Raw genomic sequence first — 15,963 nt, 5'->3', positions numbered from 1 at the left:
GAAATTGGAAATAAAACGAGGGGGGAAAAGCATTTAGCGGGGAGTAGAAAAACAAAAAGCCCGGCATATAGCCGAGCTTTGAACCACAATTCCAGTAATAAAACTGGGAGCGTGTATTTTCCGGTAAAGGAAAATTAACGCTTAGAGAATTGAGGTTTACGACGTGCTTTACGTAGACCAACTTTCTTACGTTCAACGCAACGAGCGTCACGAGTAACGTAGCCAGCTGCACGTAGAGCAGGACGTAGAGTTTCATCGTACTCCATAAGAGCGCGAGTGATACCGTGGCGGATTGCGCCAGCTTGACCAGAGATACCACCACCAGAAACAGTGATGTATAGGTCAAGTTTCTCAGTTAGTTCAACTAGCTCAAGAGGTTGCTTAACAACCATGCGAGAAGTTGGACGACCGAAGTAAACATCAAGGCTACGCTTGTTGATTACGATCTCACCAGAACCTGGTTTGATGAAAACACGAGCTGCTGAGCTTTTGCGACGACCAGTGCCGTAGTATTGATTCTCTGCCATTTTCATAATCCCCAATTAGATGTCTAGTACTTGTGGTTGTTGAGCAACATGGTTGTGCTCAGCACCAGCGTATACTTTTAGCTTACGGTACATAGCGCGGCCTAGAGGACCACGTGGTAGCATACCTTTAACAGCTAGTTCAAGAGCCATCTCTGGCTTACGGTCGATCAGCTTTTCAAAAGTGATAGACTTAAGACCACCAGGGAACTCAGAGTGACGGTAGTAAACCTTACCCTTAGCCTTGTTACCAGTTACAGTAACTTTCTCAGCGTTAACAACGATGATGTAATCACCAGTGTCTACGTGAGGAGTGTATTCAGCTTTGTGCTTACCGCGTAGGCGAGAAGCGATTTCACTTGCAAGACGACCTAGAGTTTTACCTTCAGCGTCTACAACGTACCAGTCGCGTTTTACAGTTTCTGGTTTAGCAACGAAAGTTTTCATGCTAATAATTACCTATTAAAAAAATTTACACTTAAGGAATACTGAGTATTCCCACTGTCTAAGAGTCCCCATTCATCACCCCTTCGAGTGTTGGAAAACTCTTGGCATAACGTGATTTAACTCATCGTTAGAGGCCCGCAGTAACGGTAGGTCGCAGGATTATAGAGAAGAGCGAAGAAAAAATCACCTCTTTTTGAACAAAATCACGATTTTTTTCTTCCATTTTCTTAATAAAGAATTCCCCGCCTAACTTAGGTGCTCTTTTGCTAGATAATCATGGCTCTGCATTTCAATTAAACGTGACTGACAGCGTTTAAATTCAAACTCTAACTGACCATGAGTGTAGAGTTCCTCTAGCGCAACTTCGGCAGAAATAATCAGCTTTACATTACGTTCGTAAAACTCGTCCACTAAAGCAATAAAGCGTCTGGCTGCGTCGTCAGAGGTCGCATTCATCTGCTTCACTTCAGCCAGTAACACCGTGTGATAGATCTTAGATAACTCAATATAGTCATTCTGGCTGCGCGCAGATTGGCAAAGTTGAGCAAAGGTGCCATGCAAAACACCATCACTCGCTTCAACCACATCCAGTTGACGATGGTTAACCTCAATCTGAGTTAATACCTCTTTACCCTCACCGACTAGCTGTTGGTAATAGGTACGTAAATTAATATCCGCTTGTGCATCTAACGGGTAGTGATAAATTTCTGCCTGCTCCAATGTACGTAGTCGGTAGTCAACGCCACTGTCTACATTCAAGATTCGACAATTTTCTTGGATCAGTTTGATCGCAGGAAGAAAGCGCGCGCGTTGCAGGCCATTTCGGTAAAGGTCTTCAGGTGGAATGTTTGAGGTCGCGACCAAGATAACGTTGCGAGCGAAGAGCTCTTGGAAAAGAGTACCCAGAATCATCGCGTCGGTAATGTCAGAAACAAAGAACTCATCAAAACAGATAATATCCGCTTCTTGCTTAAACTTATCGGCGACCAACGGCAAAGGATCACTTACCTCTCCCAGCGCTTTGAGTTCATCATGAACTCGGTACATAAAGCGGTGAAAGTGGACACGCATTTTACGTGATGTTGGCAGAGCATCGCAAAAGGTATCCATTAAGTAGGTTTTACCTCGCCCTACTCCGCCCCAGAAATAGAGCCCTTTTGGTGGCGTAGGCAGTTGTGGTTTTTTACCCATTAACTTTTGAAAACGCGTCAGCTGTGGCACTGGTGCATTTTGGTATTCTTGGAATTGGTGGAACAATTGGTCTAGTGCCTGTACGGCTTGCTCTTGGGCTGGATCTCTTTGAAATCCATGTTCTTTTATATCTTGTTCGTATTTTTTAACGGGATTCATGACGACATTTCCACAATGAAATCGATATCAACCAGAGAAGGAAAAAGGGCTTCAACAGTACAATAGGCGGGGGCTCAGCGCTGTATGTGCAGCTTCAAACTGATAGCTAGCGCACACGCATTTTTCTTTATACTGCTGCGTTCTCATAGTACCATGAAGCTGCATTATGTGTAACTAAGCAGTAACAAACATGTTAAAAAACAACAATAAGGAGCTGTTATGCCTTGGATGTATGCCGTTGGCGGTTTACTAATCGGAATTATCTTAGGGGTTGCTATTTCTCGCCTCACGACTCCTGAGTACAAGAAGCAAAAGAATGTTCAAAAAGAATTAGACACAGCAAAGTTTGCACTAGAACAGCAACGCCAAGAGCTTGCCGATCACTTTGCTAAAACAGCTGAAATGTTGGATACCTTAGGTAAAGACTACACCAAGCTTTACCAACATATGGAAAAGACCAGCGCTGAGTTAATCCCCAACTTACCAGAGCAGGATAATCCATTTGTAAAAACGGCTGCTGCACACTCAGATAAGTCATCAGAGAAAGCAGACAGCAAAGTATCAACTATTGATGAACAACCAAAAGATTACGCCAATGGCGCAACCGGTTTGTTCAGCGATGAGAAGAAAGAGGTCATTGAAGCACCAGAGGTTGTAACAGCGAAAGCTTCTTAAACAACTAAATTCAATGAACTTTACAAAGGTTTTTGAGTCATAACCTTCACTTGGGTCGTATAACACTTGGCAATAGTCCAACTTTATGTGTGTTACAAGGCCTTAACTAACGAGGAGTTTATGATGAAAAAACCTTTGCTTGCTTTATCGGTACTGACTTTAAGCTTAAGTTCCATCATCACACCGATTCAGGCAACTGCGGCACTACCATTAAGTGTCGACAACCAACAACTACCTAGCCTTGCACCGATGCTTGAAAAAGTTACCCCTGCAGTAGTCAGCATTGCTGTTGAAGGTAAACAAGTTCAACGTCAACGCATTCCAGAACAATTCCAATTCTTCTTTGGCCCAGAGCAAGCACAAGAGCGCCCATTCCGAGGTCTAGGCTCTGGTGTAATCATCGACGCCAAGGAAGGACATATCGTTACCAACTATCACGTTATCAATAACGCTGACGAAATCCGCGTAAAACTGCATGATGGACGTGAATACGATGCCGAGCTGATTGGCGGTGATGAAATGTCTGATATCGCCCTACTCAAACTCGAAAAAGCCAAAGACCTGACCGAGATTCGCTTCGCCGATTCCGACAAGCTTCGCGTTGGTGATTTCAGCGTCGCTATCGGTAACCCATTTGGTTTAGGTCAAACAGTGACATCCGGTATCGTCTCTGCACTAGGTCGAAGTGGCCTCAACCTTGAAAATTTTGAGAACTTCATCCAAACCGATGCGGCTATCAACAGCGGTAACTCAGGCGGTGCACTGGTTAACCTTAACGGTGAGTTGATCGGTATTAACACCGCGATTCTTGGTCCGAACGGTGGCAACGTAGGTATCGGCTTTGCGATCCCATCTAATATGATGCGTAACCTAACCGACCAAATCCTAGAGTTTGGTGAAGTGAAACGAGGCATGCTTGGTGTTCAAGGTGGCGAAATCACTTCAGAATTAGCCGAAGCTTTGGGTTATGAATCAAGTAAAGGGGCATTTGTGAGCCAAGTGGTTCCAGACAGCGCTGCAGATAAAGCTGGCTTACAAGCAGGCGACATCATTGTGGCCATCAATGGCAAGCGCATTGATACCTTTAGTGAACTAAGAGCTAAAGTCGCGACTCTTGGCGCAGGTAAAGAGATAGAACTTGGTGTCGTTCGTGATGGTAAAAATAAAACCTTCGACGTGACACTTGGTGAATCAACCAACAGCAAGACTCAAGCAGAGAAGTTGCATGAAGGCTTAGCAGGTGCAGAGCTGACCAATACCAATGACAGCGATCCGGTGAAAGGCGTGAAGGTTTCAAGTGTAGCCAAAGGCTCACCAGCTGAGGCATACCAACTTCAACCAGACGACATCATTATTGGCGTGAACCGTCAAACGGTGAAGAACCTAGCGCAGTTCAGATCAATTGTTGAGAAGAACCCTGGTGTATTGGCACTCAATATCCAGCGTGGTCCAAGAACCATTTACCTAGTGATTCGCTAACAATTAGTCACCATTATTGAGGGCAGGTTGAACAAGTTCGTATAGAACTTAATCAGCCTGCCCTTTTATTTAGATGAATCAAAATGCTATGCTTCACAAGTAACTCAAACTGGTCACCCATGTGTGGAGGCTCAATACCTTACCTGTCGAAGAGGGAAACATGCTGTCCTTTCTATTTCGTTCTATTTCCCTTGGATTAGTATCAGCACTGATTATTCTTGTGGCTTTCCCACAGCTAAGACCTAACTTCGTCTCTGAAGCGGCAAGTAAGCAGGTAAGCAACATCGGCTCACTGCAACTGTCATTCAATGATGCAGTTCGACGCGCAGCGCCTGCGGTCGTCAATATCTATAGCCGAAAATACGATGAATCCGATCGTAATAAACTGCTCACTCAGGGTTTAGGCTCTGGCGTTATTGTCAGTGAGAAAGGTTACATCATTACCAACTACCACGTGGTTGCTCAAGCAGACCAAGTTGTCGTCGCCCTGCAAGATGGTCGCGCTGCTGCCGCACAGTTAGTGGGTTCAGATAAAAGAACGGATATCGCCATACTACAAGTCAGTGGTGACAACCTTCCTGTGATTCCTTTGAATCCAAATTACGAGGCTAATGTCGGCGACATCGTGCTCGCGATTGGTAACCCATATAACCTAGGCCAGACGACTACGTTTGGCATTATCTCCGCGACTGGCCGCTCGTCGATCAGTGCCGACCGCCATCAAGCCTTCATCCAAACCGATGCTGCAATCAATGAAGGTAACTCGGGGGGTGCGCTCGTCAACTCGCAAGGTGAACTGGTCGGTATTAACACCGCCTCTTTCCAACAAGCGACAGACATGGAAACCTATGGTATCTCATTTGCTATCCCTTATGGGTTGGCCAACAAGATCATGCAAAAGATCATCGCCGATGGCCGTGTGATCCGTGGCTATATCGGTATCGATGGACAAGACATCAATTCGGTTACTTCTCGCTTACTGGGCAACAAAAACATTGGTGGAATTGTGGTACTAGGTATCGACCCTGCGGGTCCTGCTGCTGATGCTGGATTCGAGGTTCAAGACATCATCATCAGTATCGATAACACCAAGATCAATGGACGCCAAAGCGTTATGGATATCGTTACCGACCTAAGACCTGGCACAGTGGTCGATGTGGGCATACTTCGTCAGGGTGAAAGCAAAACCCTTAAGGTCACAATTGCGGAAGATAAGCGCTAGTTAAATTAGACAGATCTACGACTAACACAAGTAGATTGCGAACAACAAAAACCCAGCTCAAGGCTGGGTTTTTTCTTATCTATAAAGCTGTTTATTTGAAACTAAGATTACTCGTCACTTTCGATATCGATACGAGTAACGCGCTGTAAGCCTCTTGGTAGCAGTCCACCACGACGGCCACGCTCACCGCGGAAGTTATCAAGGTCAGCCGGCTTCAAGCCAAGCTTACGCTTACCTGCATACAGCGTCAGCGTTGTCCCTTGAGGAATAGCCATTAGGTGTGAGACAAACTCTTCACGCTCTTTGGCCTTCGCTGATGGGATATTGATGATCTTGTTACCCTTACCTTTACTCAATTGAGGCAGATCTTTAATTGGGAACAACAACATACGACCTTGGTTAGTAATCGCCAGGATCTCGTTGGTCTCTAGATCTTCAATCGGACTTGGTAGCATCACTTCAGATGCCTGAGGCAAATTCACCAGAGCCTTACCGCTCTTGTTCTTCGACAACAGGTCACTACCTTTACACACGAAACCGTAACCAGCATCTGAGCCCACCAGCCATAGCTGATCGTCTTCACCCATCACAACTTGTCGGATCGAGCTGCCAGCATTGATATTCAAGCGACCAGTAATCGGCTCACCTTGGCTACGCGCCGAAGGCAGAGAGTGAGACTCAAGTGAGTAGCTGCGGCCATCACTGCCGAGGAATACTGCTTGTTGGTTACTCTTACCACGCGCACTCGCAAGGTATTTGTCACCCGACTTGTAGTTCAAGCCTTCTGGATCCACTTCATGCCCTTTCGCATGACGAATCCAACCTTTCTCAGAAAGCACGACTGTGATTGGTTCACTTGGGACAAGGTCGCGCTCTGTCAGTGCTTTCGCTTCTGCACGCTCAACCAGTGGAGAACGACGGTCATCACCGTACTTATCTGCGTCCGCTTGAATCTCTTTCTTAATCAAAGTGTTCAGGCGACGTTCAGAGCCCAGTAGCTTCTCTAACTTTTCACGCTCTTTCTCTAGCTCATCTTGCTCGCCGCGGATCTTCATCTCTTCCAGCTTAGCAAGATGGCGAAGTTTGGTATCTAGGATTGCGTCTGCTTGAATCTCTGTGATACCAAAGCGCTCCATAAGCACTGCTTTAGGATCGTCTTCAGTTCGGATGATCTCAATCACTTCATCAAGGTTGAGATAAGCAACCAAAAGACCTTCTAAGATGTGTAAGCGCGCTAGTACTTTATCAAGACGGTGCTGTAAACGACGACGTACTGTTGTACGACGGAACTCAATCCACTCTTTAAGGATCTGAACTAGACCTTTAACTTGAGGGCGGTTGTCTAGACCAATCATGTTCAAGTTAACGCGGAAGTTCTTCTCAAGATCCGTTGAAGCAAACAGGTGGCTCATCAGCTGATCGCAGTCGATACGGTTCGAACGAGGCACTACAACGATACGTGTTGGGTTTTCGTGATCCGATTCGTCACGCAGGTCATCTACCATTGGTAGCTTCTTAGCACGCATCTGGTTAGCTATTTGCTCTAGAAGCTTAGCGCCCGATACTTGGTGAGGCAGAGCCGTGATAACAATATCAGAGCCCTCTTTGTGCCAAACCGCACGCATCTTGATGCTGCCACGCCCCGTTTTGTAGATCTTCTCGATATCTGATTTCGGAGAAATAATCTCAGCTTCGGTTGGGTAATCAGGCCCTTTCACATGCTCCATCACTTCCGACAGTTCCGCTTTCGGGCTATCGATCAGTTTGATGGTCGCATCGGCGATCTCACGCACGTTATGTGGCGGGATATCTGTTGCCATACCTACCGCGATACCAGTGATACCGTTAAGTAGAATATGAGGCAGGCGCGCTGGCAGCATTTGCGGCTCTTTCATCGTGCCGTCAAAGTTTGGTTGCCACTCAACTGTGCCTTGGCCTAATTCGCCAAGCAAAACCTCAGCAAACTTAGACAGTTTCGCTTCGGTATAACGCATCGCAGCGAATGATTTCGGATCATCCGGAGCACCCCAGTTACCTTGGCCATCTACCAATGGGTAGCGGTAAGAGAACGGTTGTGCCATCAATACCATGGCTTCGTAACACGCCGAGTCACCGTGTGGATGGTACTTACCCAGTACATCACCAACGGTACGTGCCGACTTCTTGTATTTTGAAGCTGCTGACAAGCCAAGCTCAGACATCGCGTAGATAATACGACGCTGTACTGGTTTGAGGCCGTCACCAATGTAAGGCAATGCACGATCCATGATCACGTACATTGAGTAATTTAAATAGGCATCTTCGGTGAACTTGCGCATTGGCAATTGTTCAACGCCATCAAAAGTAATTTCGTTAGACATTCATTATACCTCGGCCAAATCACCATTGTTTTGTAGCCATGAACGGCGATCATCAGCACGCTTCTTACCTAGCAGCATGTCCATCATTTCGTTGGTCGCTTCACTGTCATCAATCGTTAGCTGAACCAGACGACGAGTATTTGGATCCATGGTGGTTTCGCGTAGCTGAAGTGGGTTCATCTCACCCAGACCTTTGAATCGTTGTACGTTGATCTTGGCTTTCTTCTTCGATAAGCGCTCTAGCACACCATCTTTCTCATCGTCATCAAGGGCATAGAACACTTCTTTGCCACAGTCGATACGATACAGAGGCGGCATAGCCACATAGATATGACCTGCTTCAACCAAAGAGCGGAAGTGACGAGTAAACAGAGCACACAGCAGCGTCGCAATGTGTAGACCATCCGAGTCCGCATCGGCAAGGATACAGATCTTACCGTAACGTAGGCCAGACAGGTCATCGTTGTCTGGGTCGATACCCAAAGCCACCGAGATATCGTGTACTTCTTGAGATGCAAGAACTTGGTCAGCCGATACTTCCCACGTGTTAAGAATCTTACCACGCAGTGGCATCACTGCTTGGAACTCACGGTCACGAGCTTGTTTTGCTGAGCCACCCGCCGAGTCCCCTTCCACGAAGAAGATTTCAGTGCGGTTTAAGTCTTGAACTGAACAATCTGTCAATTTGCCTGGTAATGCAGGGCCTGATGCCACCTTCTTACGTACCACCTTCTTGCTGGCACGCATACGACGGTGCGCATTGGCAATACAGGTTTCCGCTAGCTGTTCAGCCAGTTGTGGTTTTTCATTAAGCCACAAGCTGAACGCATCTTTTACAACGCCAGACACGAACGCAGCGGTTTGACGAGAAGAAAGACGCTCTTTCGTTTGGCCTGCAAACTGAGGATCCTGCATCTTCACCGATAACACGTATGAACAGCGATCGAAGATGTCATCACCGGTTAGCTTAACACCACGCGGCAACAGGTTTCGGAATTCACAGAACTCACGCATTGCATCCAATAGACCTTGGCGTAGACCGTTTACGTGGGTACCACCTTGCTTGGTTGGTACTAGGTTCACGTAACTCTCAGTGATCATCTCACCACCTTCTGGCTGCCAGATCACCGCCCAGTTTGCCATTTCGGTTTCTGCAGTGAACTCACCGATGTACGGCTCTTCAGGTAGTAAGGTATAGCCCTTCACACCCTCTGCCAGATAGTCTTTAAGACCATCTTCGTAGAACCATTTATGTTCTTCGTTGTTCACCTTATCGCTAAAGGTGATCTCTAGGCCGGGACATAGAACAGCTTTCGCGCGCAGGTTGTTCACCAAGCGCAGCACAGAGAATTTAGAGCTGTCGAAGTACTTTGCATCCGGCCAGAAATGTACTGATGTACCGCTGTTACGCAGGCCACATGAGCCCGTAACAGTTAGGTCGGTAACAGCAACGCCGTTTTCAAATGCAATTTCATGGACTTGACCATCACGACGAACGGTAACTTCAACGCGCTTCGAGAGTGCATTTACCACAGAGATACCTACACCGTGTAGGCCGCCTGAGAACTTATAGTTATTGTTTGAGAACTTACCACCTGAGTGGAGCTTAGTTAAAATCAGCTCAACACCTGAGATGCCTTTCTCTGGGTGAATATCGACAGGCATACCACGACCATCATCCACCACTTCTAGAGATTGGTCAGCGTGCAAGACCACTTTGATCTTCTTCGCGTGGCCAGCCAATGCTTCATCTACAGAGTTATCGATAACTTCTTGGGCTAAGTGGTTTGGCCTTTCAGTCTCGGTATACATCCCCGGACGGTGTCGAACCGGGTCGAGACCTTCAAGAACCTCGAGGTCTTTTGCATTATATTGTTCAGTCATAATACGGAGTTTACTCAAAAAATTTACGTCTGTTCGCTGGGCTCTAATTCGATATAACCGTGTTAGTTGCCGTGAACCCTCACAGCAGAGCGAACGAGCGAAAGTATTGGGGAATATAGTCTGGAAGCAGGGGTTTGATGTCAAGCACGTTCAAAAACTATGACACCAAACTATGATATTTCACCACTGACAGATGAAATAACAGGCAAAAAAGATAAGATGTTGCGGCTGAAGTTAAACCTTATAAGGCTAGAAATTCAATTATCTTTTGAGGGTAACGTTCAAAATCGACAAAGCTGTGGTCGCCGCCCTCTTCTACAGTCTGCTTCGCTCCTTGAAACTTAGCCACCGCTTGGCGGTAATCTAAAACTTCATCTTCTGTTTGCTGCAATAACCAAAAATCACTTGGCTCGGAAATAGAGACCACATCGAGCTGCTTGAGCTCATCAATGTGTTTTTCCTCTAAAACATAATGTTCATTGGTGTATGGGTTAACCTGTTCACCGAGGTAGTCGGTCAACAACTCATAAGGTTTCACTGCTGGATTAACCACAGCCGCTTTAAACCCATAATGCGCATTTAGCCACGTCGACAAATAACCACCTAACGAACTACCCACCAGCGCAATTTGGTAGTGCTCTTTGTGCTCTTCGACAACGCTCTTAAGATACGCTGCTGCCAGAGCGGGAAAGCTAGGAAGTTGTGGCGTCATTACCTTGATATCAGGACGATGCTCAGCACAGTACTCAGCCATGACATTTGCTTTGTGTGAACGCGATGAGCTATTGAAACCGTGGATATAGAGCAACATTGAAGGCTTTGTTTGTGGCGTAGCAGCTGACATTAGTAACCCTCGGCGTTGAAGTCAGGGGCAAATGCACCGCGCTCAAGTCGACGTACTTCTGTCGTAATCTCACCGTTCGGCTTCAATTCAAGCTCTCGCCAGCCAGGGCTGAGCGTATCAAGCGCAAAGTCGTCTGAATTTGGCTTGAACTGAACACAAGTCGATGGCGTCGCCATAACCTGTACACCTAGGTGCTCACGATTCATGTCTTGATGCACGTGGCCACATAAAACACCACGAACATTGCTGTGTTGTGATACGACATCCCAGAACTGATCAGCATCTTTCAAACAATGTTGATCAAGCCAAGCACTACCAACCAGTAGTGGGTGGTGATGCAGCAAAACTAATGTGTGCTTTTGCGGGTATTCCGCTAATTTCTGTTCTAATAGATCAAGCTGTTGATCGCTTAAGCGACCATGTGGCACACCGACGACTTGTGAGTCGAGCAGAATCATCTGCCAATGTTCTCCCAACAGCACGTGCTCAACACACTGTATTTGAGCTGATGGGATAACGCTGCCCATATTGGGTTTATAGTCGTGGTTACCTGGCAACCAGTAACAAGGCTTCTCTAAAGGCTGAATGCCAGCCTCAAATTTTTGGTAAGACTCTGCGCTGTGATCTTGAGAGATATCACCAGTCGCCAAAACCGCTTCATATTCATAACCTTGGTTCACAATGCCATCGACAACAGCACGAAAGCTATCTTCTGTGTTGATGCTCAGCAGGCTGCCATTACTTGGCGCAAAGAGGTGCGTGTCGGTCAGTTGCACTAACTTAATGCTGCTCTCATCTAATTTTGAAGTGTGTGATAATTCCAAAATAACAAATCCAGATACGTTACTGTTAGATCTTCAAAGTATTCAAACGTACGCTAACTCAGCGTAATAGGTGTGCGACTGATCCCATTTTTTAAACAAAACGATAACCATTCGCCAAGAAACTTATTGAGTTGAAATTTCTCGTCTTTTTGCAAAAGTTTGGTGTTTGGGTAGTCGTATTTCGCTTTGACTCTTGAGAAGTCCCCACTGGCACACACTTCTGCAACACGAGCGTCGTGATATAGCCTGACAGACATTTTTGGCAAAGGGAATACTGGCATCGCATCACTCTGACATATATCTATTAATGTGGTGTATTTTGTGACCTCATTCACTGTCAATTGATACACCATATTAACCGCTTGATAACAACGCACGTCGCCGACCTGATGTCCCACAGGCAGCAGCGCATTCAATTTCGCGTAATTGGTCTCATAGACTCGCATCAATTCAGCAAGATCAACATGATACGGCTTTTTCACCGCTATATTTGGCATAGCGTTACTCTTTCCACTTTGACTGTAAATTTAGGTAGTTCAGTTGCAACCATTGCAAAGCAATAATAGTAGCACCATTTTCGAACACACCTTGCTGTACCAGTTGATAAGCTTGTTCACGACTCATAACCTGAACGCGAATGTCTTCACCTTCGTAGTCAAGCCCATGGACACCTTTCGCCGTGGTCGCATCAACACAGCCAACCATTACATCCAGTTTTTCAGAGCAACCACCCGATGATGGGTAGTATGAAGTGATCGGCAAGACATGAGTCACTTCAACACCGGCCTCTTCGACCGCTTCTCGACGAGCAACTTGTTCCGGAGATTCATCGGTATCGATAATTCCCGCGACAATCTCATATTGCCAAGGGTTCTCGTGCTCAAGGGCACCAACTCGGATCTGCTCGACGATCACTACTTCATCTCGAATAGGATCGTAAGGTAACAGTGCAGCAGCATGTCCACGCTCAAACATTTCGCGCTCTATCGGCTTACTCCACCCGCCTTCAAACAACTTATGTCGAAAGGTGTACTTAACCATTTTGAAAAAACCACGAAAGAGCGTTTCTTTTGAGACAATTTCCACATCTTGTGGAGTAAACTCATGTTGTTGATTGTCATACTGTTGCATTTAACACCTCACTAAGTGATCTTTATAGTTTACTCATTGTACGAGTTAACTACCAAGGTCTAGGTTCAACTTTTTATACAAAATTTATAATTAAATTTAAGTATCCGAAAATAAATATTGCACAAGTGGACAGTTAAATGTAAAAAAGTGCAAAGTTTCGAGTAAATTACCACCAAACTGAGTTAAACTCTGTAAAGAAAAATTCTATTAAGGCAGGAATAGGAAAATGAGAAAACTGCTTCCACTATTTATCAGTGCAGCAATTGGCAGCCTGAGTTCATCAGCTTTCGCTGATACGCTAGCCGAAGTATATGACCAAGCAAAACAAAACGATCCAACACTTCTTCGTTCAGCTGCGCAGCGTGATGCCGCTTTTGAAGCAGTCACTTCTAGCCGTAGTGCACTACTACCGCAAATCAACCTAACTGCGAACTACGACATCAACCGTGGTGACCGTGATTATGATGCAGGCAACAGCGCCAACCTCGACAATAACAATTGGGGTGTTGGTGTAGGGTTCACGCAAGAGCTTTACCAACGCTCTTCTTGGATCACACTAGACACGGCTGAGAAAACAGCACGCCAAGCTGATTCAGCTTACGCGGCAGAGCAGCAAGGTCTAATCCTTCGTGTTGCGACGGCTTACTTCGAGGTACTGCGTGCACAAGATAACCTTGAGTTTGTCCGTGCAGAGAAAGCTGCCGTTGCTCGTCAATTAGAGCAAACTAAGCAACGCTTTGAGGTCGGTCTATCGGCAATTACTGACGTACATGACGCGCAAGCGCAGTACGATGCAGTACTGGCAGACGAAGTTCTAGCTGAAAACACACTGACTAACAACTACGAAGGCCTTCGTGAAATCACAGGTCAAGAACACTCTAACCTAAGTATTCTTGATACTGACCGCTTCTCAGCAAGCAAGTCTTCTGAGTCTGCTGTAGCGCTGGTTGAGCAAGCTCAAGAGAAAAACTTAAGCCTATTGGCTGCACGTATCTCTCAAGACATCGCGAAAGATAACATCTCGCTAGCAAGCTCTGGTCACCTTCCAAGCCTAACGCTTGATGGTAGCTACTCACTAGCAGATCAATCAAATAGCTCTGATGATTACGATCAAGACAACCTAAACCTTGGCCTAAACCTAGTTGTGCCACTATACACTGGTGGTAACACGACCTCGCTAACTAAGCAGGCTGAATACAACTACGTAGCAGCAAGTGAAGATCTTGAAGCGACTTACCGTAGTGTTGTTAAGGACGTTCGCGCGTTCAACAACAACATCAGCGCATCGATCGGCGCACTACGTGCTTACGAGCAATCGGTAGTTTCAGCTCAATCTGCACTTGAAGCGACAGAAGCAGGTTTCGATGTAGGTACTCGTACTATCGTTGACGTACTTGATTCAACTCGTCGTCTATACGATGCGAACAAGAACCTATCTGACGCTCGTTACAACTACATCCTAAGCGTACTACAACTGCGTCAAGCGGTAGGTACACTTAGCGAGCAAGACATTGTTGACGTAAACGCAGGCCTAAAACCAGCGAGCTAATCACTCAATACATTGTCTGATAGAGAGCGAGCTTATCGCTCTCTAGATATTCAAATATAAAAATGCCGCTCATTGAGCGGCATTTTTATTTATCGGATATCAAATCAATTAAGGCGCTTATCCACGACCACCTTTGATCGCTTCAATGATCTCTGTGGTTGAGCAGCCATCTTCAAAGTTCAGAACTTTCACTTCACCACCTGCAGCAATCACTTCTGCACCACCAGCAATCTCTTCCGGCTTGTAATCACCGCCCTTAACTAAGATGCTCGGCAGCACTTCAGAGATTAGACGCTGTGGCGTATCTTCAGAGAAAGGAACAACCCAATCTACCGCACCCAAACCAGCAAGAACAGCCATACGACGATCAGTTGGGTTTACAGGACGACCAGGACCTTTCAAGCGTTTAACCGACTCATCAGTATTCACAGCAACAATTAGGCGATCACCCAGCTCAGCTGCGTGGTTCATGTAAGAAACATGGCCCGCATGAAGAATATCAAAGCAGCCGTTAGTCATAACCACTTTCTCACCTTTAGCGCGAGCTCGTTTCACCGCTTCAATCAGAGCAGCCTCTGAAATCACGCCGTAATCTGTATCTTGGCTACCGTGTACAGCTTCTGCTAGCTCAATCATAGACAGAGTCGAAGTACCTAGCTTACCAACAACAACACCTGCTGCTGCGTTTGCCAGTGCACACGCCTCATCAAGTGGCTTACCTGCAGCAACAGAAGCCGCAAGTACCGAAATAACCGTATCGCCCGCACCAGTCACGTCATACACTTCTTTCGCTTGTGTCGGCAGGTGGAACGGTTCTTGGCCCTTACGCAGTAGCGTCATACCGTGCTCACTACGAGTCACAAGTAGCGCTTCAAAATCAAACTCTTCAATCAGAGCTAAGCCTTTCGCCACTAGCTCCTCTTCAGATTTCACTTTACCTGCAACTAGCTCAAATTCCGCCATGTTCGGCGTCAGCAATGTTGCACCACGGTAGCGTTCAAAATCCGCACCTTTCGGGTCAATAAACACAGGAACGTTTGCTGCACGCGCTTTCTGAATAAAGCTCTGTACATGCTCAAGCGCGCCTTTTGCATAATCAGACAGGATCACAGAGCGCACGTTCGGTAGCGCTTGCTCCATACGAGATAGAACCAATTCAGGGTCAGTGTTCTCAAATTTGTCTTCAAAATCCAGACGAATCAACTGTTGGCCACGGCTCATCACACGTAGCTTAGTGATGGTTGGGTAATCTTCTAGCTCAACAAAATCACAGTTAACTTTAAGTGCACTTAGTGTGTTCTTAAGTACTTGTGCAGGCTCATCTTTACCCGTCAAACCAACGATGTGCGCATGGCCGCCTAGTGATGCAATATTCATTGCCACGTTCGCTGCACCACCTGGACGCTCTTCGTTATTCTCTACTTTTACTACGGGTACTGGCGCTTCTGGTGAAATACGACCGGTAGGGCCATACCAGTAACGGTCTAGCATCACATCACCGACAATCAACACGCCCGATTGGCTGTAGTCAGGTAGAATAGGTTTCATTAGGGATCTCCAAAAATCGAATCTGGATAGAGTCTAGCACACTGATAGTAGTGGCTAAACCATAGAAAAAGACAATGAAGCGGTTTGATTCACCGCTTCACATTCTAGACAGTCGAGTTGATACAA

The 15,963-nt window shown here is 46.3% G+C and carries 14 protein-coding genes; 4 read left to right on the top strand and 10 right to left on the bottom strand.

Translation table 11 applies throughout. The annotated features are described in order from the left end of the window. Window positions 1-134 precede the first annotated feature (134 nt). From rpsI to zapE, 3 genes are all read right to left on the bottom strand, one after another. The gene (gene rpsI / locus FIV04_RS02080; protein ID WP_004740758.1) at window positions 135-527 is read right to left on the bottom strand and encodes a 30S ribosomal protein S9; all 393 of its coding nucleotides are present in this window, start codon (window positions 525-527) and stop codon (window positions 135-137) included. 15 nt (window positions 528-542) lie between these two features. Beyond that, a complete protein-coding gene (rplM, locus tag FIV04_RS02075; RefSeq protein ID WP_032553102.1) occupies window positions 543-971 on the bottom strand; it encodes a 50S ribosomal protein L13 in 429 nt (142 codons plus the stop codon). A 246-nt stretch (window positions 972-1,217) separates the two neighbouring features. Next, complete coding sequence (gene zapE / locus FIV04_RS02065; protein ID WP_152468137.1) at window positions 1,218-2,321, bottom strand: cell division protein ZapE; 1,104 nt, start codon at window positions 2,319-2,321, stop codon at window positions 1,218-1,220. A 219-nt stretch (window positions 2,322-2,540) separates the two neighbouring features. Here zapE and zapG point away from each other — a divergent pair, with 219 nt between their 5' ends. From zapG to degS, 3 genes are all read left to right on the top strand, one after another. Then, the gene (zapG, locus tag FIV04_RS02060) at window positions 2,541-2,996 is read left to right on the top strand and encodes a Z-ring associated protein ZapG (RefSeq protein WP_032553100.1); all 456 of its coding nucleotides are present in this window, start codon (window positions 2,541-2,543) and stop codon (window positions 2,994-2,996) included. Between the two features lie 123 nt (window positions 2,997-3,119). Further along, a complete protein-coding gene (locus FIV04_RS02055) occupies window positions 3,120-4,475 on the top strand; it encodes a DegQ family serine endoprotease (RefSeq protein ID WP_152469512.1) in 1,356 nt (451 codons plus the stop codon). Window positions 4,476-4,635: 160 nt separating this feature from the next. Further along, window positions 4,636-5,697 (top strand): outer membrane-stress sensor serine endopeptidase DegS, encoded by a 1,062-nt coding sequence (degS, locus tag FIV04_RS02050; RefSeq protein WP_150870861.1) that lies wholly within the window; start codon window positions 4,636-4,638, stop codon window positions 5,695-5,697. A 107-nt stretch (window positions 5,698-5,804) separates the two neighbouring features. On the opposite strand, the gene parC is transcribed toward degS, so the two are convergent. The 6 genes from parC to nudF form a co-directional block, all read right to left on the bottom strand. Further along, window positions 5,805-8,057 carry a DNA topoisomerase IV subunit A gene (gene parC / locus FIV04_RS02045; protein WP_152468136.1) on the bottom strand — a complete coding sequence of 751 codons (2,253 nt, stop codon included), beginning with the start codon at window positions 8,055-8,057 and terminating at the stop codon, window positions 5,805-5,807. Window positions 8,058-8,060: 3 nt separating this feature from the next. Further along, entirely contained in the window at window positions 8,061-9,941 is a 1,881-nt protein-coding gene (gene parE / locus FIV04_RS02040; protein WP_032553096.1) for a DNA topoisomerase IV subunit B, read from the bottom strand. A gap of 241 nt (window positions 9,942-10,182) precedes the next feature. Further along, complete coding sequence (yqiA, locus tag FIV04_RS02035; RefSeq protein ID WP_152468135.1) at window positions 10,183-10,785, bottom strand: esterase YqiA; 603 nt, start codon at window positions 10,783-10,785, stop codon at window positions 10,183-10,185. After that, complete coding sequence (cpdA, locus tag FIV04_RS02030; RefSeq protein WP_152468134.1) at window positions 10,785-11,609, bottom strand: 3',5'-cyclic-AMP phosphodiesterase; 825 nt, start codon at window positions 11,607-11,609, stop codon at window positions 10,785-10,787. The genes yqiA and cpdA overlap by 1 nt, the downstream gene beginning before the upstream one ends. Before the next feature lie 53 nt (window positions 11,610-11,662). After that, complete coding sequence (locus FIV04_RS02025) at window positions 11,663-12,106, bottom strand: DUF1249 family protein (RefSeq protein ID WP_152468133.1); 444 nt, start codon at window positions 12,104-12,106, stop codon at window positions 11,663-11,665. A 4-nt stretch (window positions 12,107-12,110) separates the two neighbouring features. Next, entirely contained in the window at window positions 12,111-12,740 is a 630-nt protein-coding gene (gene nudF, locus FIV04_RS02020) for an ADP-ribose diphosphatase (RefSeq protein ID WP_152468132.1), read from the bottom strand. Window positions 12,741-12,966: 226 nt separating this feature from the next. Here nudF and tolC point away from each other — a divergent pair, with 226 nt between their 5' ends. Next, a complete protein-coding gene (tolC, locus tag FIV04_RS02015; protein ID WP_152468131.1) occupies window positions 12,967-14,289 on the top strand; it encodes an outer membrane channel protein TolC in 1,323 nt (440 codons plus the stop codon). A 117-nt stretch (window positions 14,290-14,406) separates the two neighbouring features. On the opposite strand, the gene hldE is transcribed toward tolC, so the two are convergent. After that, window positions 14,407-15,837, bottom strand: a complete 1,431-nt coding sequence (gene hldE / locus FIV04_RS02010) for a bifunctional D-glycero-beta-D-manno-heptose-7-phosphate kinase/D-glycero-beta-D-manno-heptose 1-phosphate adenylyltransferase HldE (protein WP_150870851.1) — start codon at window positions 15,835-15,837, stop codon at window positions 14,407-14,409. Between the last annotated feature and the right edge of the window lie 126 nt (window positions 15,838-15,963).

Source organism: Vibrio sp. THAF190c (assembly GCF_009363355.1).
GTDB classification, from domain to species: Bacteria; Pseudomonadota; Gammaproteobacteria; order Enterobacterales; family Vibrionaceae; genus Vibrio; species Vibrio fortis_A.
This window is presented reverse-complemented; position numbering and strand designations above follow the sequence as displayed.